This is a genomic window from Brumicola pallidula DSM 14239 = ACAM 615 (assembly GCF_000428905.1).
Lineage (GTDB): Bacteria > Pseudomonadota > Gammaproteobacteria > Enterobacterales > Alteromonadaceae > Glaciecola > Glaciecola pallidula.
This window is the reverse complement of record NZ_AUAV01000024.1, coordinates 1-21,535: the sequence shown is the minus strand read 5'-3', so window position 1 is coordinate 21,535 and position 21,535 is coordinate 1. Positions and strand designations below refer to the sequence as shown.

General features: G+C 42.6%; 21 protein-coding genes and 1 pseudogene. 18 read left to right on the top strand and 4 right to left on the bottom strand.

The features are described 5' to 3' along the window. Positions 1-33: 33 nt before the first annotated feature. From G399_RS0109610 to G399_RS0109540, 15 genes are all read left to right on the top strand, one after another. Complete coding sequence (locus G399_RS0109610; RefSeq protein ID WP_006014008.1) at positions 34-735, top strand: outer membrane beta-barrel domain-containing protein; 702 nt, start codon at positions 34-36, stop codon at positions 733-735. Between the two features lie 16 nt (positions 736-751). Continuing rightward, positions 752-1,315, top strand: coding sequence for a TlpA disulfide reductase family protein (locus G399_RS0109605; RefSeq protein ID WP_006014009.1), 564 nt, complete (start codon positions 752-754; stop codon positions 1,313-1,315). Positions 1,316-1,320: 5 nt separating this feature from the next. Then, positions 1,321-1,605 carry a DUF4266 domain-containing protein gene (locus tag G399_RS0109600; RefSeq protein ID WP_006014010.1) on the top strand — a complete coding sequence of 95 codons (285 nt, stop codon included), beginning with the start codon at positions 1,321-1,323 and terminating at the stop codon, positions 1,603-1,605. After that, positions 1,592-2,782, top strand: a complete 1,191-nt coding sequence (locus G399_RS0109595) for a DUF3570 domain-containing protein (RefSeq protein ID WP_006014011.1) — start codon at positions 1,592-1,594, stop codon at positions 2,780-2,782. Before G399_RS0109600 ends, G399_RS0109595 begins: the two co-directional genes overlap by 14 nt. A 2-nt stretch (positions 2,783-2,784) precedes the next feature. Beyond that, the gene (locus G399_RS0109590; protein ID WP_006014012.1) at positions 2,785-3,450 is read left to right on the top strand and encodes a hypothetical protein; all 666 of its coding nucleotides are present in this window, start codon (positions 2,785-2,787) and stop codon (positions 3,448-3,450) included. A gap of 18 nt (positions 3,451-3,468) precedes the next feature. After that, a complete protein-coding gene (locus G399_RS0109585; RefSeq protein ID WP_226989006.1) occupies positions 3,469-5,463 on the top strand; it encodes a hypothetical protein in 1,995 nt (664 codons plus the stop codon). 1 nt (position 5,464) lies between these two features. Further along, a complete protein-coding gene (locus tag G399_RS0109580) occupies positions 5,465-8,770 on the top strand; it encodes a tetratricopeptide repeat protein (protein ID WP_006014016.1) in 3,306 nt (1,101 codons plus the stop codon). Then, positions 8,757-9,635, top strand: coding sequence for a tetratricopeptide repeat protein (locus G399_RS0109575; RefSeq protein ID WP_006014018.1), 879 nt, complete (start codon positions 8,757-8,759; stop codon positions 9,633-9,635). The genes G399_RS0109580 and G399_RS0109575 overlap by 14 nt, the downstream gene beginning before the upstream one ends. Next, the gene (locus G399_RS0109570) at positions 9,628-10,101 is read left to right on the top strand and encodes a hypothetical protein (protein ID WP_006014020.1); all 474 of its coding nucleotides are present in this window, start codon (positions 9,628-9,630) and stop codon (positions 10,099-10,101) included. The genes G399_RS0109575 and G399_RS0109570 overlap by 8 nt, the downstream gene beginning before the upstream one ends. 161 nt (positions 10,102-10,262) lie before the next feature. Continuing rightward, positions 10,263-10,919: a MotA/TolQ/ExbB proton channel family protein gene (locus G399_RS0109565; protein WP_006014022.1), complete on the top strand. Its 657-nt coding sequence runs from the start codon at positions 10,263-10,265 to the stop codon at positions 10,917-10,919. An 11-nt stretch (positions 10,920-10,930) separates the two neighbouring features. Continuing rightward, on the top strand, positions 10,931-11,521 hold the full coding sequence (locus tag G399_RS0109560; RefSeq protein ID WP_006014024.1) for a biopolymer transporter ExbD: 591 nt from the start codon (positions 10,931-10,933) through the stop codon (positions 11,519-11,521). Next, a complete protein-coding gene (locus G399_RS0109555) occupies positions 11,518-12,090 on the top strand; it encodes an ExbD/TolR family protein (RefSeq protein ID WP_026843617.1) in 573 nt (190 codons plus the stop codon). Before G399_RS0109560 ends, G399_RS0109555 begins: the two co-directional genes overlap by 4 nt. After that, positions 12,087-13,079 carry an AgmX/PglI C-terminal domain-containing protein gene (locus tag G399_RS0109550; RefSeq protein ID WP_006014026.1) on the top strand — a complete coding sequence of 331 codons (993 nt, stop codon included), beginning with the start codon at positions 12,087-12,089 and terminating at the stop codon, positions 13,077-13,079. Before G399_RS0109555 ends, G399_RS0109550 begins: the two co-directional genes overlap by 4 nt. A gap of 125 nt (positions 13,080-13,204) precedes the next feature. Continuing rightward, positions 13,205-13,420, top strand: coding sequence for a VF530 family protein (locus tag G399_RS22525; protein ID WP_026843616.1), 216 nt, complete (start codon positions 13,205-13,207; stop codon positions 13,418-13,420). 76 nt (positions 13,421-13,496) lie between these two features. Then, positions 13,497-14,252: a DUF4919 domain-containing protein gene (locus G399_RS0109540; protein WP_226989007.1), complete on the top strand. Its 756-nt coding sequence runs from the start codon at positions 13,497-13,499 to the stop codon at positions 14,250-14,252. A gap of 7 nt (positions 14,253-14,259) precedes the next feature. Here G399_RS0109540 and G399_RS0109535 read toward each other — a convergent pair whose 3' ends face one another. Both G399_RS0109535 and G399_RS0109530 read right to left on the bottom strand, forming a co-directional pair. After that, positions 14,260-14,547 carry a TIGR03643 family protein gene (locus G399_RS0109535; RefSeq protein WP_034896772.1) on the bottom strand — a complete coding sequence of 96 codons (288 nt, stop codon included), beginning with the start codon at positions 14,545-14,547 and terminating at the stop codon, positions 14,260-14,262. Between the two features lie 79 nt (positions 14,548-14,626). After that, positions 14,627-16,804 carry an exonuclease domain-containing protein gene (locus tag G399_RS0109530; RefSeq protein WP_006014031.1) on the bottom strand — a complete coding sequence of 726 codons (2,178 nt, stop codon included), beginning with the start codon at positions 16,802-16,804 and terminating at the stop codon, positions 14,627-14,629. 349 nt (positions 16,805-17,153) lie between these two features. Here G399_RS0109530 and G399_RS0109525 point away from each other — a divergent pair, with 349 nt between their 5' ends. The 3 genes from G399_RS0109525 (at position 17,154) to G399_RS0109515 (ending at position 18,693) form a co-directional block, all read left to right on the top strand. Then, a complete protein-coding gene (locus G399_RS0109525; RefSeq protein ID WP_006014032.1) occupies positions 17,154-17,345 on the top strand; it encodes a zinc ribbon domain-containing protein in 192 nt (63 codons plus the stop codon). 1 nt (position 17,346) lies between these two features. Further along, complete coding sequence (locus G399_RS0109520) at positions 17,347-18,039, top strand: flavin reductase family protein (protein ID WP_006014033.1); 693 nt, start codon at positions 17,347-17,349, stop codon at positions 18,037-18,039. Positions 18,040-18,399: 360 nt separating this feature from the next. Next, positions 18,400-18,693 carry a high-potential iron-sulfur protein gene (locus G399_RS0109515; RefSeq protein WP_006014034.1) on the top strand — a complete coding sequence of 98 codons (294 nt, stop codon included), beginning with the start codon at positions 18,400-18,402 and terminating at the stop codon, positions 18,691-18,693. 119 nt (positions 18,694-18,812) lie between these two features. Here the strand turns inward: G399_RS0109515 and G399_RS0109510 are convergent, their stop codons facing one another. Together G399_RS0109510 and G399_RS20485 are read right to left on the bottom strand one after the other, a co-directional pair. Continuing rightward, entirely contained in the window at positions 18,813-20,558 is a 1,746-nt protein-coding gene (locus G399_RS0109510) for an amidase (RefSeq protein WP_006014036.1), read from the bottom strand. A gap of 756 nt (positions 20,559-21,314) precedes the next feature. Continuing rightward, positions 21,315-21,490: pseudogene (locus G399_RS20485) on the bottom strand (transposase). Between the last annotated feature and the right edge of the window lie 45 nt (positions 21,491-21,535).

The following is a 21,535-nucleotide window of genomic DNA, read 5'->3' as shown; positions in this document are numbered from 1 at the left end:
CGTTAGCATGAAACCCATAGTATGGTGAAATGAATGAAATTTAATAGAAATGTCGTATTAAGCACAGCTGTTGTATTGAGTATTGGTTTATTCAATGCGCACGTATTTGCGCAAGGCTCATCAGTAAAAGGCTCATCAGTAAAAAGCGCAGCGCGTTCGATGCAAGCAAATACTGACCAGCCTCCTGCATTGATTGATCCAAATATTCAACGCCGTGAAATTAATGAGTCGGATATTGATACCGAAGACCTTGAAATAGGTATTTTTGGTGGATTTATTGCGATTGAAGATTTTGAGTCAAGCGCGGTTGTGGGGGTCTCGTTAGCCTATCATATCAATGAAAATTTATTTCTTGAAGCCCGTTATGCACAAGCAACTGCAGGGCAAACCAGTTTTGAGAAATTGTCTGGAGGCGCACCTTTCTTAACCGAAGAAGAACGTGACTATACGTATTATAACTTATCACTAGGTTATAACATTAATGGTGAAACTTTCTTCACAGATAACGTAGTCTTCAATTCAGATATCTACTTTACGTTGGGCGCTGGCAGTACCAAATTTGGTGGTGACGAACGCTTTACGATAAGTGCTGGTGCTGGTTATCGACTGCTGTTGACTGATTTTTGGGCGTTAAAAGTAGACGTTCGTGATCATGTATTTTCCAGTGATATTATCGGCGTAGAAAAGGACGTTCACAATATAGCAATTACGCTAAGCACAACGTTCTTCTTTTAATTGACAGGACTAAATAATGACAAACATAAATATAGCTTTAGCAACATTACTATTCGTCAAACCGCTATCAACAGTGCGCATGCGTCAGTTGTTAACGAATGGCGCGGTGGTAGTTGCATTAACTATTTGTAGTGCTGGCGCGATGGCAAAACCGGTATCAGGTGAGGAGTCTCCTGACTTTACTTTAAAGAGTCGTGATGGCGGCAATATTAGACTGTCCGAACAACGTGGCAATATCGTACTGGTTAATTTCTGGGCGTCTTGGTGTGGTCCATGCCGTGAAGAGCTTCCGGCATTTGAAGCACTCTACCAAGAATACCAAGACTTAGGTGTTGAAATACTCGCCGTAAATGTGGATGACGAAGCCGACAAAGCCAACGTTTTATTACAAGACATTGAAGTAAGCTTTCCAGTACTGTTTGATACATCGGGTGAAGTAAGCCAATTGTATGATGTCAGCGCAATGCCCACTACCGTCATAGTTGACCGCGATGGTACCGTACGTCTGTTGCATCCTGGTTACCGCAAGGGCGATGAAAAGAAATATGAAAAAGCGATTAAAATGCTGATGAGGGAGTAGTACACATGAGATTACTGAACAAAGCGTCTATCCGATTATTGGTTGTAGCCTGCATCGCAACGCTCTCCAGCGGCTGTGCAAGCACGTTTGAAAGTATCAATGATAGCATCAATCCATTGGCTAATCTCGAGCCTTGGGTTAAACCGTATGAGCGCAGTAACTTAGCTGACCCTATTATGAGTATGAATCGTAATCCGGTAGCTTTGGCGTATGCTAAGCACGTGTTTGAATCTCGCGAAGGTGCGCGTGGTGCCGATGGCGGCGCAGGTGGTGGTTGTGGCTGTAACTAAACTACAAACCACGCAGGCAATTACTCAAAACCTGACTATGGTTAAGCGTGTGTTAGTCGCCTTAGGCCTAATTTTAAGCCTTGTTTTTGTGGGTGGGACTAAGGCTGCAGTGCTGCCTATTGAGCGCGCTGACGTGCTTTATCATTCTTACGAAGGCGATGGCGTGACGATTGATGGACCATCGGTTTTGTTGCGAAAAAATATTGCCGGCAAAGTGTCGGTGTCAGCAAACTATTATGTTGATACTGTTTCAGGTGCGTCAATTGATGTGCGTGCAACGGCGAGTCCATATGAAGAGGTACGCAAGGAAAAAACCGTTGGCTTGGATTATCTGAATAACAAAACATTATTAAGCACGAGTTTCACTAACAGTAGTGAAAATGATTTTGAAGCCAATTCTCTCTATGTAGGTGTTAGCCAGGATTTTTTTGGTGACTTAAGTACTATTTCATTGAGTTATTCAAAAGGGTGGGATGTTGTTGGTCGTCGCGGTGATGAAAGCTTCGAGGAAGAAGCTGATCGTCAAAAGTTTGGTTTAGGTTTTAGCCAAGTGGCTACAAAGAGTTTAATTGTTGGTTTTAACATTGAGCATATCTCGGATGAAGGCTATTTGAATAATCCATACCGTGCAGTGCGCTTCCTTGACCCTACGACGGATCGCGGCTTTAGTTTTGTGACAGAAAAATACCCGAATACTCGCTCAAGCACAGCCTATTCGATAAATGCCAATTATTATCTTCCTTATCGCGCCGCTATTTATGGTGACGCTAGAATATACAATGATACTTGGGGCATAAAAGCGCAAAACGTGAAGCTAGGTTACATCCATCCGGTTGAAGATGATTGGATTTTTGAAGTGTTTTTACGCCACTATAAACAGGATAAAGCTGATTTTTACCAAGATTTATTTAGCCGTCCCAATGAGTTTAATTTTATGGCTCGCGACAAAGAAATGAGCACCTATACAGGCTTAACCGCAGGCATAAGCGTGTCCTACGAATGGCAATTCTCTCAAACCGCTACTTTCAAAAAGAGTGCAGTGCATTTTGAATGGGATTACATGAAATTTGATTACAATGACTTCAGAGATGCCACGGCCCAAACGCCTGTGGGTGAAGAGCCATTGTTTGGATTCTCGGCAAATGTGTTACGCATATTTGCTTCAATTTGGTACTAAATATGACAATTAGAAATGCATCAATCCATACTGTAAAGGATTTGCCAAGCACTACGCGCATTGTTGCTTTGCTATTAATTAAGAATGTATTAGTGCAAGCATGCTTAGCGATTATGCTGTTAATTGCAGCGGCATTGTGGACCAACAACGCAAATGCGCAACAAGATCCAAGCGATACGCAAACGCCTGTGCTAGCCGAAGTTAAAAATCAGCCGGCGGTTGCAGATAGCGATTTAGCGGCTGAAATGGAAACGCTCAAACAAGCATTGGTGAATTTGAATCGTGATTTGTTTATTTTGGAAGAAGACTTATTGTTTCCATCCAGCACCCAAGTTGCCGTTTATTTATCTATGGATGTGGGTGAATACTTCAAGCTCGATGCGGTTGAGTTAAAAATTGATGGTAAATTAGCAACTCATTATTTGTATACACAAAGGCAAGTGAATGCGCTGTATAAAGGCGGTGTTCAGCGTTTGTTCGTCGGCAATATAAATCAAGGTGACAGAGAAATATCTGCATTTTTTATTGGTACAGGACCTGAAAATAGACCTTACAAGCGCGCTGTTACATTGCAGTTTGATAAAGACGATGAAGCAGCCACGATAGAACTGAAAATTGTGGATTCGACATCAAAGCAACAACCTACTTTTTCAGCCATATTACTTTAGGTCGATTTGCTTTTGTTTATGACTCAATTAAAGGCCACTAACTTTGCATGTATTGCGCTCGTTTCGTTAGTACTTAACGGCTGTTTTTCAACGCCAAAGCCGCCAACACCTGCAGCAGATACGCGCAGCGCTGTGCAAATTTTAGCGCAAAAACGCCAAGACCTTGCCTTTGGTCAGGTGGTTTATAGTTACTTCCAAGGCGCTCCCGACCAAACCTTATTGCAAGGTGCATTAACCCGCGTAAACGAATTGAGGGCGCAAACACCCTACGGACCTGACAACCAAGACCGACTCGATTTAATGCGAGGTGCAGTGAGTTTGCAGTTAGGCATGACACAGCAAGCCGAAGGCATTTTTAATCGCTTACTAGCGCAATCAGGCAATCCTTATATTCAAGCAAATACGTGGTTTTGGTTAGCTAAATCCAGCTTTGCACAAAAACGCATGGGCGTAAGCGAACGCGCATATTTAGCGATTATCGAGAATGATTTAGAAGACGAGCTAAGCCAAGACCACTGGGAAGAACTGGTCTACCAAGTTAGTCATGAACGCATGAATATGGGCGCTGATTGGGAAACACTTGCAGGAGAATTAAGCAGTGACTCTATTTATCAAACCTATCTTATTGCTAATCAAGCGGTAATAGAACATAACAAGCAAGATTATGATGCCGCGAATGAGGCCTTCATTAGTGCGAAGTTGCTGTTGAACGCCACACCGGTTGAAAATTCGATACAAGAAGAAAACAACAGCTCAAGTTGGTGGTCATGGTTTAATTGGTTCGGTAATGGCTTGACAGAGAGTCAAGAAGACCGGGCCTTTCAAGAACGTAACGCATTATTTGACCGCTTAAACTATGGTTTAGGTGTTACCCTACTTGAGCAAAAAGACTACGCCAATGCGCTGATCGCACTTAAATTAATTGGCCGTGAATCGTTGCACGCAGAACAAGCCATGTTGACTTATGGCTGGACATTAGCACAAGAAAACCGTTGGCCCTTGGCAATGGCGGCTTGGCAATATTTACGTGATAACAGCAAAGGGATCTATGCATTGCAGGCCAGTCATGGATTGGCGTATGGCTACGAGCAGCAAGGCGCATTGGCTGAAGCATTTGATGCACTGCGCGATTCCTCTCGTCAATTAGACGCCGTAATGACCTCGTTGAATAGCTTTGGTGAACAAGTGCAACAAGCTGCTTTTTTCGATACCGTGGAGAATGGTAATTGGCCAATAGAACATCGTGACCTGCAAATTTTATTACTTAGTGGTAATGGCGATATCGACAGCGCATATTTACTCGGCGTGCGGGGCCAGGCCAAGCAACTGTTGAACACGCTCGAAGGGAACTTAGCGCAAATTGACGGCATGTATCGTTTACTTGATGAACGTGAACTCGCATTTGAGCGCAGAAGCGAGGCGTTGTCGTTAACTGATGCACAAGAAACCCTTGATCGCACTCAGTTACATATTGAGGCTTTTGAAACGATCCTTAATTCAGACCAAATTTCCGCTAAGTTATTGGCCACAACTGAGCAAGTATCGGCACTTGAGCGTCTCGATAAAGGCGAAGAGAGAATACTGCGTATTAATACTGAACGTGAAGCTAATTTATCGCAAAAGTACGGACAACGTGTTGTTCGTTTAAAAGGGGTATTGGCATGGGAATTATCAGAAGCGTATCCGGCAACGCGCTGGCAACATCAAAAACAACTTAATCAACTAAAAGTAGCCTACGCTGATGCCAACAAGCAATATACGCGACTTAAGCAGTTACAAAACAACACCAGTAGCACTGATGAGCAGCGCTCGCGTGTTGACGTCATGGCCTTAAGTGCTGCAGCTGACTATGCACGGACTGAAGCCTTAGTTGATTCTCTTACTCGACGCTTAACTGAGTTTTTACAAGCTAATATGAACCTAAGAATGCAAGCGTTAGCTGATCAACAAGTAGCAACCCGGCTTGCGATTATTCGTTTACAAGATTTAGCAGAACCAGGAAGAGGTCTATAAGATGAAAAAAATACTTATTCTCTCTTTTTCCATGGTGCTGGCAAGCTGCAGTATGTTTAGCTCTGATGAAGAAGGGTCACTTATCAATGAAGGTATCAGTAACCGCCCGACATTAGCTGAATTAGACCTGCAGCCGATAAAGATTGAGCCCTCTATAGCGCCAAGATTATCGCTACAAGAAACACGCGATGAATATGCAGCGTTGTTACCGTTATTAAAAGATGAGAAGCAGCGCCAACAAGTCGCTTTTCGTTTAGCTGATATTGAAATGCAACTTGCCGAAAAAGCGCAAGAAGATGGTATTCCATTAGAAGCCTTGCAAGCGAGCCAGTCTGCAACTCAGAGCGGTGAGGATCCAAAAGCGAGCGCAGCGATCAATAATAAGGCTGAAGGCATTGGGCAATTACAATCTGCAACTTACTTTAAGCAAGCAATTTCTAGTTATAAAGAAGTCTTAGAGCAGCAAGCCAAGTCGGTTGCACAAGCCGATTTACTGTCTGATGACCCAGCAACAGTAGCCGCAGCTAGGCGCTCAGAAATAAAATACATGGATGCCATGTACCAACTTTCTCGAGCCCTTGATTTAGATGGAAAGCCGGATGAGTCGGTGAGTGTCGCTCAGCGCTTTTTAAGCACATTTCCAAGCGCAGAGAACGCAGTGACTAACTATCATATTGAATTGTATTTTCGTATTGGCGAATACTATTTTAATCGCCAAAATTACGATAATGCAGTTATAAATTATGCTCAGGTGCTCGCCTTATCTGAACAAAAAGCGAACATTGCTGCTAATAATTTTTATGGTATTTCTGCTTACATGCTGGGTTGGAGCTACTTCAAGCAAGAAGAGCATGCCAAAGCATTAATGGCATTTTCTAAAATGCTAGATGAGACCCTAGAGCAAAACAGCTATACACAAACCCACACTAACATTAATACATTGCAGCTAGGGCAGCAAAAACTAGTGCAAGACACGCTTCGTATCATGGCGCTATTGTTTTCGTACCAAGGTAATGGTGACGCAATTAACGATTTCTTTGTTGTGAATGGTCAGCGCGCCTATGAAAACTTAATTTATGAACAGCTAGCTCAGCAACATTTGAACGATAGCCGCTTCAAAGACAGTGCTGACACCCTTCTTGTATTCGCTAATACTTATCCATTACATGAGCGTGCTGTGGAGTTTTACGTTAAGCATATTGATGCTTATATATTGGGTAAATTCCCTGCATTGGTGCTGGAAGGTAAGCAAGGATTTGTGGCCGCGTATGGGGTCGATGGGCAGCACTATTCTGGATTACAGAGTATTATTGGTCGCCAAACCAGCGCTTACTTGCGCCGTTATGTAAAAGAGTTGGCACAAAACGAACATAGTATTGCGCAAACCGTTGAGAATATGCTGGTATCAAATGCGCAATTGAGCAGTGATGAAACAGCCCAAGGATCATTCGTGGGTTTGGCAATATCAGAAGTGCAAAGCGCGTCTTGGACAGCGGCTTCAATTAGCGAATTGAGTAACATTAAGCAACAAGCATTTGTAAATGCGGCCGGTTATTATGACCAATTTATTCGCACTTTTACACCTGACGAGGAAGTGCCACAAATGCGCTTCTATCTTGGTGAGGCATTAAGTTCTGCAAACAAATTCAATTTAGCGATTGAAAGCTTTGAAATTTATGCATATCAAGACTCACCTAATCCTTTGGCTAGCGAGGCCGCTTATGCTGCTTTGTTGTTGTTTGAGAAACTTGCTGAAAATACAGTTTCACGTGAAGCTGACTTTACCCAAAAGCTAGAAGCCAGGAAGATGATCAGTCAGCGTTTGTTTGTTGACACCTTTGCTACAGACTCACGTACGGTGAATGTGGCACAAGCTTTGATGCAACGGTTGTTCGAACAGCGAAAATACACAGATGCAATACGCTGGAGCCATTGGTTATTATCCGCTGACAAAGTAAATGGTTTAGCTTATGCAAGCGCAAATCTGCCAAAAGCAGGCTGGCGCGACGCCCATATTGCAACGCATGCTGTAAACGCAGAAAGTTTAATTTCAGCTCGCCTCGTTTTCGCGCATGGTAATTTCGCACTGGAAAATTACCAAGTCGCGCAAGCCGGTTATGAAACATTATTAAGTATATTGCAGTCAGAGGATAAACGGGTGCAAGCGCTTACTAACCGTTTGGCAGCTACTTTCTTTCAGCAGTCAGAACAGCTGTTAGCGTCAGCCAAAGTGAAACAAACGTTGGCAGCGCCATTACCCGAAGGTAGGGACTTTGCTCAGTTAAGTGAAACCCAACGACGTGCGGTTACTGACAGTGTGGCGTTACTTCAACGCATTATGCAAGAAACCCCTAATTCAACCTTTAGAGCTGCAGCGCAATATGATGCAGCTACGTACTTACTGGCCTTAGAAAATTTTACGCAAGCGTTGCCATTATTGCTTGATTTCCAAACCCGTTTCCCAAAAAATGACTTAGTGTTGAGTATACCGGGTAAGTTATTAGTTGCTTATGAGGAGTCTGAGCAATGGCAGCCTGCGGCTGTATTATTAATGGCACAGCATAAAGCACAAGCCGACACTCAATTGGGTAGGGATGCATTGTACGTTGCTGCTGATTACTATTCTAAAGCGGGTGATCGCGAAGCATCATTGAGTGCCTACAGAAGTTATGCGCATCGATATCCATCGCCGCTAGCTGATGCAAACGAAGCGCGTTTTAAGATGACCGAGTTTTATAACGAAACGAGTGATGACAAAAAACGTCGTTTTTGGCTAAACAAACTAATTCAAGCAGACCAAAAAGCCGGTTCTGAGCGGTCACCACGTTCACGTTATTTAGCCGCGATGGCGTCGATGGTATTTGCTACTGACGCAGATATTGCTTACCAAAAAATTAAGTTAACGCTACCGTTAAACAAAAGTTTGCAGCGCAAGCAGAATGCGCTTAAAAACGCCATTGCTCGTTATGATGGCGTGATGGCCTATGGGATCGCTGAGTACACCACACAAGCCAACTATTCGCTGGCTAATGTATATTCTGTGTTGGCTAAAGATTTGATGCAATCGAGTCGTCCGACCGGTTTGAGTGCGCTAGAGTTAAGCCAGTATGAATTGTTATTAGAAGAGCAAGCATTTCCATTTGAAGAAACGTCTATTACCTTGCATGAGAATAACGCTAAACGCGCGCATGGTGGTTTGTATGATGACTGGGTAAAAGAGAGTTTAAAAACGCTCGAAAACTTACTACCGGTGCGTTACCGCAAACCAGAACAGATTCAGGAGTTGAGTGCTAATGATTTTAAATAAGGCAAAGTTACGACTCTTGGTCTTGGTATTTGCTTTTTCTACGATCTTATCGGGTTGCTCAAGCCTGCCGTCCCTGCCTGGGTTTTCGGGCCCTGACGCTGAGTCGACGCAACATGCTGAAACTGCATCTGGTCACACTGAAAAAGCAGATGAGGCTAGTCTGAGCGGTGATGCTGATACTGTTGATGCAGTTCAAATAGCGCTTGAATTAACCCCAGAGGAACTAGAAGAGCAAGCTCTTGCATTGCAAGCGCGCGGATTAATGGGCACAGTAAATGCGTTCAAATTAGACAAACAAAATCAAGCGAATTTAAATTCTAGTCAGTTACGTCGTGTGCAAAGCGCGATAAATCAGTTAGCTAATGGTGAGCCAGATAAAGCCTTGGTTGAGGTGCAACGCGTGATTGATGATCCCGATTTTAAGGCATCACCAAACACAGCAGTGTGGGTATTACGCGGCGATATATTGCTAGCTAAAGAAGAAAACGAGAAAGCAATAAGCGATTACCAAACAGCACTAAAATTAGTCGCAAGCAACTATCAAGCACACAATCGCCTTGGTGCTATCTATCGTGACGCAGGCAAATTTGATTTAGCTAAAGCGCATTACAACCAGGCAATTGACGCTTGGCCTGGCAATGCTAATAGCTATCGCAATAGAGGTATTTTAAATGACCTCTATGTCGGCGACAAAATTGCGGCATTAGCGGACTATAAAATATATAAAGCCTTACTTGATCTTCAAATTCAACGTATTGTGTCGCCAGTAAAATCATTGCGCAAAGAGCAGAAACTAACAAGTCTGTGGATCATGGATATTCAACGTCAAATAGAAGTCCTGCAGCGGGAGCAAACGAATGGATAACGGCAGAGTCTCAACACTTATGCATGAAACAAAAGCAGTGCTTACAAAGTGGCTCGGCAAGATGATGATAGTTACCTTATTAGTTTGTGCACAACATCATCTCTTTGCACAAGAAAAAGCACAAGAAAAAGCACAAGAACAGGCGCCCGTTGAAGCCCAAACATTAACTCAAGAACAAGCGCCGTTAGCACTAACTGTCGCATCTGCCGGGAATGTCTCATCAAGCGTAGATATTTTGAGACTGGAGGAGACCATTCGCGGAAATAAAGAGCAGCCAAAGGTATTATCAATTGTACCTTGGCAGTTACCTTTGTATCAGCGTATTGATCGTAATGAACAACGTTGGGCACCCATTAAAACTGAGCTTAAATCGTTGGAACGTAACAGTTTTTTAAGGGAGATAAAACTCCTAAAAGGGATTAAAAATAGCCAATCTACTATTGCAGTGGATGCACAAAGTAACTGATTGGGTATAAATACAACAACATGTTGATGGTTCATAATACATAACATTAGAACGTATTCGAATAGACTATCAACAACTTAAACTTTAGCGCTCAATTGCTGTGTTCATCAAGAACTATTGAGGCTAGATTATTAAATGATCACTATATTAAAGAGGATATCATGGACACCATCGTTCGCTTTTTCCAAGAAGGGGGAGCTTTTATGTTCCCTATCTCAGTTGTGTTGGCTATTGGTTTAGCGATTGCGCTAGAACGTTATTGGTTTTTGGGGTTTGCAAAACACACTAATAAAAAGGCGTTTCGCGAAATTGAGCCTTTGTTAGCTAGCCAAAATTTCGATAAAATTATCCAAGTTACGCAAAATAGTGCAGCGCCTATTGCTCGTGTTATTGGTGCAGGTATTGCTCGTTTAGGTATTAGTCCACGTCGTGAAGATATTGAATATGCGATGGAAGAGGGGTTGATGGAAACTATTCCTCGACTTGAAAAACGCACCCAGTATTTGGGAATGCTGGCCAATATTTCAACGCTTCTTGGCCTATTAGGTACGATTATTGGTTTAATAGCAGCATTCTCAGCAGTTGCCAATGCGGACCCTTCAGAGAAAGCCAGCTTGCTGTCACAAAGTATTTCCGTAGCGATGAACACGACTGCGTTTGGTCTAATCGCTGCAATTCCATTATTATTGTTGCACTCGTTGCTAAACACCAAGACGGCTGAAATAGTGGACAGCATGGAAATGGCAGGTGTGAAATGTTTAAACACCCTTATTGCCAAAGAGAATTTGGGCCCTAAAACCCGCCAGTCAGATTCGTAGGAAGTATTCTTATGATTGGACGACGTCATGGGCGTAACGCTAAGAAAGAAGACGCTGAATTAGACATCACCTCTTTCATGAATTTGATGATCGTATTGGTGCCTGTTTTGTTAATGATGATGGTGTTCTCAAGAATTACAGTTGTGGAGTTAATACTTCCCGGCATTGAGGCACTGGGAGCAGATGAAGCAGTTGAGGAACAACGCTTGGAGATTTTAGTTTCCGATGACTCGTTAAACATCTTTTTTCCACAAGGTTATTTGGTAAAAACCATTACCAAAATACCGGCTGTGGACGAAGACGGCGAAGCTCTTGTTTCCACTGGCGCAGAACCTTCGTTACAGCACGATTTTAAAGGCCTACAGAATACTTTAAAGTTGGTAAAGCAAACGTTATTAGACAAGGCAGTAGATAAAAAAGACATTATTTTAATGCTTCCCGATAGCACAGACTATCAAACCATTATTAGCTTGATTGATGCAACGCGCTCATACAAAGAGGTATTGATAACCTCGGTTGTTGATGCCGAGTTGTTTCCACAAGTATCACTTGCCGAAGCACCAGCAAGCTATGAGTTAAAAAATGCGGGAGGCGCGCAATGAAGATGTCAGCCCGAGCTAAACGCATGGCTCGAAACCATAAACGCGGCACAACCAAGCTTAGCTTAGTGTCATTGATGGACATATTCACGATATTGGTTTTTTTCTTGATGCTTAATGCGTCAGATGTGCAAGTGTTGCAACGTGACGATTCGGTTGAATTACCAAAGTCGACAGTGAAAACACCGGCCAAAGAAACCTTATTGCTGATGATTAATGCAAATAATATTTTGTTGCAAGGCAAGCCTATTGCGAAAACAGCAGACTTATATGAACAGCAAGACTATATAATATTAGCACTGAAAGAAGAATTGCTGTACCAAGCATCGCGCACAACTAGGGCTCCGATTGATCCGGAGGATCCTGACGCAGAAGAAGATCCGGGTCTTTCAATTACCATTATGGGTGACAAATCGGTTCCTTATCAGATACTCAAGAAAATCATGCAAACCAGCGCTGAATCGGGTTATACCAACATTGCACTGGCGGTAGAAAATCAACTTGAAGCGAGTAGCGAAATTGCACCCGCTGATACACAAGCAGATGCTAGCGCTGAAGGTGATGGCTCATGAGTACTTCAAACTTGCCTTCAGTGTACTTTCATTCATTGTTGCCGTGGGAAAGCAGTGATAAAGAAAATTCAACGTTTACCGGCATCACAATTGTGCTGCTGGCACTGACGTTAGCGATTGCATTTTACGTACAAATTACTGAGTTACCTGAGGTACCAAGAGCAGAGCGTGACAAGTTGCCGCCGCAATTGGCAAAATTAATTAAAGCCAAGGAGCCTGTGCCGCCGCCAAAAGTGATTCAGCCTGAACCAAAGCCTGAGCCGGAACCCGAACCTGAAAAGCCTAAGCCTGAAAAGCCGAAGCCAGAAGCAAAACCTGAGCCTAAGCCTGAACCGAAGCCAAAGCCGAAAGAGCCAACGTTGGAAGAAAAGACCAAACAGGCGCGCGAATCGGCAAAAAGTAAAGGTGTACTCGCCTTGCAGGACCAGCTTGCAAGCATGCGAGATACAGCTAACCTGACTAATTTAGCCAACACTCAGCAGACCCAAGGTGGCGGACAAACAGACACTTCTCAGCGCAAAATTCTGGGCCGAGAAACCAACAAAACCAGTGGCGGTATAAAACTAGGTAGTTTGAGTTCAGATGTGGGTGCGGCAGGTGCGCTGGAAGGGCGTAGAAATACCGAATTTGTTGGCGCTGAAATAGGCGAAGCTTCATTGGCGACTCAACAACGTATTGAAGAAACACAAGACGTTATTGGTAGCCGCGACCTAGACAGCATTCGACAAATACTAGACGCCAACAAAGGTGCGGTTTATTCATTATATCGCCGCGCTTTGCGTCAAGACCCTTCTATTGAAGGCAAGTTGACAGTACGTTTGACTATACAGCCTGATGGCTCTTTATTGTCAGTGAGATTGGTGAATAGTGAGCTTGGAGCACCCGAGTTAGTTGAAAAACTAATAAGCCGAATAGGACTAATTAACTTTGGTATTCAAAATGTCACCACAACTGAGTTAGAATACGCGTTCAACTTCTTACCTTTTTAATTAACGCTAGCTAGTGAGCTGATATGAACGATAAAAAATCAAAGGTTGAAGTAGATGAAGCTTCAACCTTTTCTACTTCCCCTGAGACCGATGACGACGCTGGCAATACTCAAGCTAATAATCCGCTGCATGGCGTTAAACTGCAAACGATTATGGAGAACTTAGAGGAACAGTACGGATGGGAGGGCTTGGCTTATCGTATAAACATTAACTGTTTTAAATCTGATCCTTCGATTAAAAGTAGTTTGAAATTTTTGCGCAGAACACCGTGGGCCCGTGATAAAGTTGAACGACTATATATAAAAACGTTCCACAAAAAGTATCGACCAGAGAGTTACTAATTCATCCACGGTGTGTGGTTTTGCAAATTAGTTGAAGTTTATTCTGTTGGTTGTAAACTTTTAATAGGCAGCAAGTATGCTAACGATCTCTTCAACCATGACAAAAGTATTCTTCATAATCATCTTAACATTGGTTTTTTCGGGCTGTGGATCAACTGATGCAACAACTCAATCCTCCTCACCGGAAACTAATAATCAAGCAGTGTCAGCAAAAGAACAACAGCGTAAAGCAAAACAACACATTCTGGATTACGCTAAATCAGACGCCGACTATTATGCATTGGTCGCTAAATTTGAGCGTGAAGAGGCCCAAGCAAGTGATTTTGACGATATCCTTAGGATATATCCACTAACCAAAAAATACAGCCCGTATGGGAACGTTGAGCAAGCCCAAAAGTTAGTGGCTTTTGCCAGCATAGAAGAACAAAATTGGGAAGCTTGTTTGCAATCTACCGAGCTCATCTTAGAACAAAATTATACCAGTATTACCGGTCACTATGGTGCAATGATTTGTTACTTTGAATCGGGTCAGCAAGAGAACGGGGAATATCACAACGTAATACTCGACGGTTTTATGGACGCTATTTGGCGCTCAGGAGATGGCTCAACCCCAGCGACAGCTTTCTACATTACGAGTACTAATGACTTATACGCATTTGTGCAACTTAATGGAATGATCGCAATTGGGCAGTCGCTTGTTTATTTTGAACAAAGGCCTATGAATGCGATTAAAGTAGAAGACCCTCAAACTAAGCAAGAAAGCATATGGTACTTTGACGTAACTGCGCAGTTTAGACGCGGTATTTTTGATGATATAGAAAGTCGCAGATAGCAAACGCCTAGCGTTTACGCACTGCTTTGTATTGGGATGAGCAATAGCCACGACTGACATCGGGACTACGTAGTTTAAGGTGTTTTGTTTTACGTCCAGTCACCCTAGCCCGCCAGTTATTAAAGGTTTTTCGTTTAATATTGCGACGCATAATTTCAATCACTTGGGGCTCAGTTACGCCGAATAAGCGTTCGATAGCTTCAAAGGGCGTGCGGTCTTCCCACGCCATTTCAATGATCCGCGAGGTTTCATCATCGCTAAATTGCTTCATTTTTTGTTTAAAACTTATCTGCATAACATTTTTACTTATATATTTGCGATTTGGATTAGTTGCTATTGCAAGAAATATCATTGAGCTTAAATCTATAAAGAACTCAAGATAGTCTATCTTTAAGGCGCTTTTCGTTCACCATATTTAATAATTCACCTGCAGCAATGGCATCTGACATTGCGCGGTGATGACGTTGCATATCAATACTAAAATGTTTGGTGAGATTTGCCAAAGAATATGAGGGCAGGCCCTTGTAGTGTTTTCGCATTTCTCTAACGGTGCACAGTTTTGGTCGTCGAAAGTGGCGCTCCAAGCGATTAAATTCTTCTTTAATAAAGCCGTAATCGAAATTAACGTTATGTGCAACAAACACACATCCTTGTGTGAATTCATCAATATCGTCAGCCACTTCCGCAAATAAGGGAGCCTCAGCTACCATGTCGTTGTCTATACCGGTTAATGACGTAATATTGTGTGGAATACGCCGCTGAGGATTTATTAATGATTGCCATTGAGCCACCACTTCGCCGCCAATCATTTTAACAATACCCACCTCGGTGATACGATGATGCTGTGCTTTGCCGCCTGTAGTCTCAATATCTATGACGGCATAAGGCTGCATGGGATCGACAGTCCAATTTACATTGGTAATACGCACATCAAAGCCGAAGCTGCGGAGCTTTTGTATGCTGAGAAGTTGATTGCGACGCAATTGGTCACCCTCTGATTTTACCTCTTCAAAACGCAGCTTTTCATTATCTATCAGCATTAAATCCGGAAACCCATCACTCAAGTTTTTCCAATCTTGAGTCATGGCTTCTAATAACGCCAATAATGCCTCTAATTTACTGTAGTTAATCAGTAAAATAAGGCGTTCCAATATGTTTTTTCGCCATCTAAATACAATATTACCCTGACCATAATTTTTTGCCGCGGACAACGACAGTTGCTGGATCAACTTGGCCTTTGTGTCTGTGCTTTTAAGGCGCTCATCGATTTGCTTTGAGGCAAATTCATAAAATTGATTTGTTTTCAGCGATGCCGGTATATGTTCAAACTCGTTGGTTAATCCTAAGCCTTGTAGTTCGTATATTTCATGCCAGAAATACAAGCCAAATAACCCGCGCCATAATTCATTTTCGGTGCGAAAGGCGCTGCATTTTCGTTGTTCATAATAAGCCACGACACCGCGTTCAACGGCTCCTTTGTGCATTTCGTCAATAAGGATCGTTTGGCTGTTTTCGCGCAACATATCAGTCAATATACTGGTGCGTTTCTTGTGATACTTACGCGCTAAAAAGTCTTCAGCAAAGGCTAATAAGTCTTCAGATAATGGGGCTTCTATTATGCGTTCTAGTTCAGCTTCAACTTCGTCCTTCTGACCCAGCTTGTAAGCTTCCCGCGCCCATTTTTCCTGCGCTATATCGGTGTTTATCGTTTTGAGAACTCGGATGGCGTCAGTTGCATCTTGTTTCAATAACTCGCAAGCCAGTAAAAATTGTACCTTGGCATCCAATTCAACTGCTTTGGATCCTACAGGGCTTGGCAACGTCTGAAGTTGGTTTAGGGTCGTTGAGTGGGTCAATAAAGGCAATTCGCTGCGTATGTCATTTAATCGCGAGTGCATTACAAAAGCTGATTTTGCGCTGGCAATGTCGGCGAATCTAGCAAGTACTTGCGCTTGCTCCTTACGAGTGCGCATAACCCCTAAGTCACGCATTGAAAATTGATTCAATTTAGATCTGAAATTACCAAAATAGAGATACAAAAAATAACTAATATGTTGTTCAAAATTTTCTTGCCAATACGACCTTGCAACAGCGGTTTTGTGGACATCATTTACGTAAGCTGGATCTAAGATGCAGGCAGCTAATATGCCTTTGGCTTGGGATTTTTTATACATCAATGTTGGCTTTTCAGTAAAGCTTGGCGCGTTTAATTCATCGATGACCTGAATGATTTCGTGTTTGGTGAGGTGATTTATAAAGGCTTCAATATTTTTTGATTGCACTGGCATAAACCAATGTTGTTGAAATAAAAAATTAAGATTATCGGGAATATCTTCGATTTCTTCGTAAGCATAAGACGTGGCTTTTACAAATATCGACTTACGATTAATAAAACGAACAACTAGGCATTGCTGGTGTTTCGAAAGGGCCATGAAATCGTCAATGAATTGTATGTCATTGCCATCTAATAAAGCGTTACAAGGGCCCGTGACAAACTTTAAAAATTCATGAAAATGACTCAAATAATAATAAGTGGGTAAGGGCCGCTGCATAATTTTGCTACCAAAAAAGAATTAGCATACTAAATAACTGTCTGCATATACAGTGTTTTGTTGTAATTAAAATTTTCGGTTCTTTGATTTTTTTATTCGGCGGGGTATCTGACGTTCTATGCAGACGCTCGGGCCAGAGGCCAATAGCGTTATCCGATCCTGCTAAAAATTTTATAGCCATGAATACGTCCAAGTTAACATTCTATTCGTAGTAGACCATGTTAGATTGAGCAACGTGACGACAAAATTAATGATGCACTCGTTAATCCGCTGAACGTGAGTGCGGTGTGAAAATGGCCGTTTTTTTAGGCTGTTGTGTTTAAAAGATATATGTTTACAGGGTAATAAAATGACGCTAAGTATCGCTGAAAAATTTGAATGTCCATATTGTATGACTTATAACGAATTGGAGATTGATGAAGCAAACGATATTGGGCAACAACAAATCGTTGATTGTCACATTTGCTGCTCCCCCATCGAGCTGAGTATTATCGACAATGGCTTTGGTATTGAGATTATTGCCAAAAGGGATGATGATTGAAATGAACAAAAAGCAGGTTAAAGCGGATCCAAAGTATTTTAACGCAAGCGACATTGATAATATGGAGCAACGCGTTAGGGCCAACTTTATTAATTCATTGTCCGGTTTTAAAAGTGGTAACCTAATTGGTACGCGCTCTCCTAGCAGTAAAGACGGTACCAGAGGCGTTGATAACTTGGCTATTGTCAGTTCTGTTTTTCATATTGGTGCGCATCCACCTCTATTAGGAATGATAATGCGTCCACATACGGTACCTCGCGATACCCTGCAAAATATTAAAGATACGGGTGAATATACAATTAACCATATATGCGCTTCCATTGTTGAAAAGGCGCACTGGGCATCAGCGAGGTTTGATCCGCAGGTGAGTGAGTTTGAAGAAATAGGGCTAACGCCGCAAACAACGGATCAGGTAAAGGCACCGTATGTGTTGGAGTCACGCATTAAGCTTGGCATGCAGGTGCAAGATATTCAGTTGTTAGCAATTAATCAAACTGAGCTGGTGATTGGCCAGGTGGTGGAGGTAATTGTAGAGCCTTATTGGGTTAGCGAAGATGGCTATGTCGATATTGAAGCTGCTGGATCGGTGGCGATTTCGTCTTTAGACTCTTATCACTTAAGCCATCGAATTGCTCGTTTGGGATACGCCAAAACGAATGAGAAACCATTTATTATGCCGCCTAAAGAGACGTAGTAACGCGTAATAATGATACTATATTCAGAGTAATTACCGTTGGTTTGTGGCGTCGCTGTTCGCGTTTTAACATTTATCGTTTGGCTCTTAATCAGTTTGCCCCTTGACCAGCGCTTTATTGATGACGATTAGTTAAGATGTTGGTTGCAGGCATATAAACTGATAAAACGAGAGTTCAAAAACACCTTATTTATTTAATTTAACTGGATGGATCTAAATTTTTTCTGTATAAGTATAAACAGAAGCATAAAAAACTTCACTATTCCTAAGAACTCGCCTCTATCTGGCGAGTTTTTGCATTTTAGGGGTAGTGTAAAAGAGAATCATTTCTATTTTCGTCTACAAATTGGGATACGCACTATGAACAATGTTAATCGTCGTGACTTTTTAAAATTATCAGGCTCTACTCTTATCGGCTTAACTCTTGGCGGCGTTGCACTGCGCGCTAATGCACAAGAGCAGATTAAATTAGATGACCCAACTGCTGTCGCACTAAAATATGTCCACGAGTCAGCAGTGGAAGGTCACTACTGTTCAAATTGCCAATACATACAAGGTGAAGACGGTCAAGAATGGCGTCCTTGCGGAATTTTCCCAGGCAAACTAGTGAATGCTAAAGGTTGGTGTTCAGCTTGGATGCAGAAAGCGGCATAGGTTGCGCTGAGCAAAATTTAAGCTGAATTGAAAAAGGCTGCTTCATAAGCAGCCTTTTTTATGCGCTTTTGACTAGTTCACTGTTATTTCAGACTTACAGACTTGTTAATAGGCAGCGATTAATTTTTCTTCAAAGGTCGCATCGCTTCTCTAAAATAAGACGTATAGTATGCGCCGACCGCAAAACTAGGTTTAATTATCGCCTTGGTTTCTTTTTCGTAGTGATACGCCAAGTTTAATAGCAGTGCTTCGTCCCAAGCCTTTCCCATAAAACTAAGGTTGATAGGCAATCCTTTCATTTCACCCATGGGAATGCTGACGTGCGGATAGCCTGCAATGGCTGCTAACCAACCTGCACCTGCACTGCCGCCAGCAAAGTTGTCGCCAAAAACAGGGTCGATTAAAAATGCTGGGGTTCGACTGGGCATCATAATCGCATCGACGTTGTATTTAGTGAGTAGTAAATCAATTCCTTGTTTTCTAGTCGCGTTTTGTAAAAAGGCGACCGTGTCGAGATAGTCTTTGTCGTACCCTGTGGTTACTTGTGATTGTTCAAACAGACTTTGGTCGAATAACACCATTTCGCGAGTGTTAGCTTTATTGAATTCAATTAAGTCGGCTAAGGTTCGTGCTTTTACTGCGGGTGCTGCTAGTTCTAAGTAGAGGTTTAATTCATGCTTAAATTCGCTTAGCAACACATTGAGCGCCTTATCCCAAAAGCCTTCAGGCGTCTCAAATTTTTCTATAATCACTAATTCTGCACCTAAAGCTTGCATGGTTTTTGCCGATGCTTCGAATGCACTAATAATTGCTGGATGGTTACCTTGCACCGCGGTAAAAACACCGATACGCTTGCCTTTTAAGGGCTTGTCTAAGTCACTTGTGTAGTCGCGCTTGCGGCCGTCCGCGAGCTTTGTGTAAGGGTCTGCAGGATCGGTACCAGCCATAATGGACAGCATGAGCGCAGCGTCTTCAACAAAACGTGTCATAGGACCTGCGGTATCTTGCGTTACTGAAATAGGCACAATATGAGTGCGTGATAATAACCCCACCGTCGGCTTGACACCCACAATGCCATTCATTGCAGCAGGGCAAATAATAGAGCCGTTGGTTTCTGTACCGATAGCCAGAGACGCAAACTGAGCCGCGATTGCTGCACCTGAACCCGCAGACGAGCCGCAAGGAGAACGGTCAAGGCTATGTGGATTGCGAGTTTGACCACCCAGTGCGCTCCAACCACTGATGGAATCGTTCGAGCGAAAGTTTGCCCATTGTGACAAGTTGGTTTTGCCTAAGATGATTGCGCCTTCGGCTTTTAATCTAGCAATGATAGGTGCGTCGCGTTGGGTGTTGTTTTCGGCCAAAGCAATAGCGCCGGCCGTTGTTGGTAACTCACTTGTTTCAATGTTGTCCTTAACGAGGATCGGAATACCATGCAAACGTCCCAGTGTTTTACCTTGGGCAACCTCAGCATCTTTTTGTTTTGCCTCACCTAGCGCATTCGGGTTAAGTGATAATATCGACTGAACACTCGGACCCTTTCTATCCATAGCTTCAATGCGAGTCAAGTAGGCTGACACGAGTTCAGTTGAGCTAAGTTTACCCTGACTGATCAACGTTGCTTGCTGCGTAGCACTAAGATCCAAAATCGACGGTGTCATCAGCACAGCATTCGCAACTACCGCTGTGTGTTTGGGGCTAACTTCAGTCGCCATTTGTGCACTTGAATTTTGTTTTTGAGCCGCAGTGAACGCCATTGTTTGGCTTGAAAGAAGACCCGTTAAACTTATTAGGCACAGCAATAGGGCTATTTTGTATGACCCTAACTTACTCTCGTGTTTGTGCATGCTAGCTGACTGATTCATCCATATTCCTTTTTTAACTGTCTATAGTGTTGTTTATAATTTGCTTAGATACGTTTTCTTTACTTGGCTTGGTTCATTTAATTGGTGATGCGATGTATTTAATAAAGATTACTATTTACGCTACATATCCGGTGATTTAATTAGCAAACACGCTGGATTAATGAACAAAAACTATAAATAAAGCCTAAAAATGCAAGCATTGTTGTTACGTAAATCGAAGGGTCATAGTATTGGTTTTTTGAGTCATAACCATACTTTTAAACGACTTAAATATCACCATAAATTGGCGCAATGCCAATATTAGTTTAATTTCATTTATAAAAAACACTTTACTTTAGGCTTGGAAAAAGTCGAAAACTGGCCACTACCCACTCTGGATTTTAATAATGCGGTTGACCAAACTATAAAGCTGTCGTTAATTATCCTCAACCTCAACCTCAACCTCAACCTCAACCTCAACCTCAACAGCATGACATTTGTCATCTCAATTGATGACAAAGCGCTCTAACGATTGTTCTTTTAATGCGGCAAAATAACCTCATTATCCAGCTAATCATTGAGCCGTGCATGAAATATATAATCCTCTCAATCATTTTATCCTTAGCACTTTTACAAGGTGCTTGTTCTGTATTTTTATCTCAAACTGAATCCCGTGAAGTGGAAAATTTTACCGGAATTGAGCGGAAAGCCTCGTCGTTCAGGGCGGGGATGGATAGCTCGGATGGATAGCTCGGATGGCGAAGCCGTCCATTTGTTTTAGTGTGGCGTTTGCTGTTGCTCGATGTACTTGCGGATCACAGCAATTGGCGCACCACCACAGCTCCCCGCAAAGTAGCTAGGCGACCACAATGCGCCCCCCATAGCTTTTTTTGAATGCTTGGATATTTTTTCTTCCGGATCATTAAACTCGATATCCCCTTGAGGCTGTTCACCAGTTTCGACACTGCCACTTTAGGCGGATAGTTCACTAATAGGTG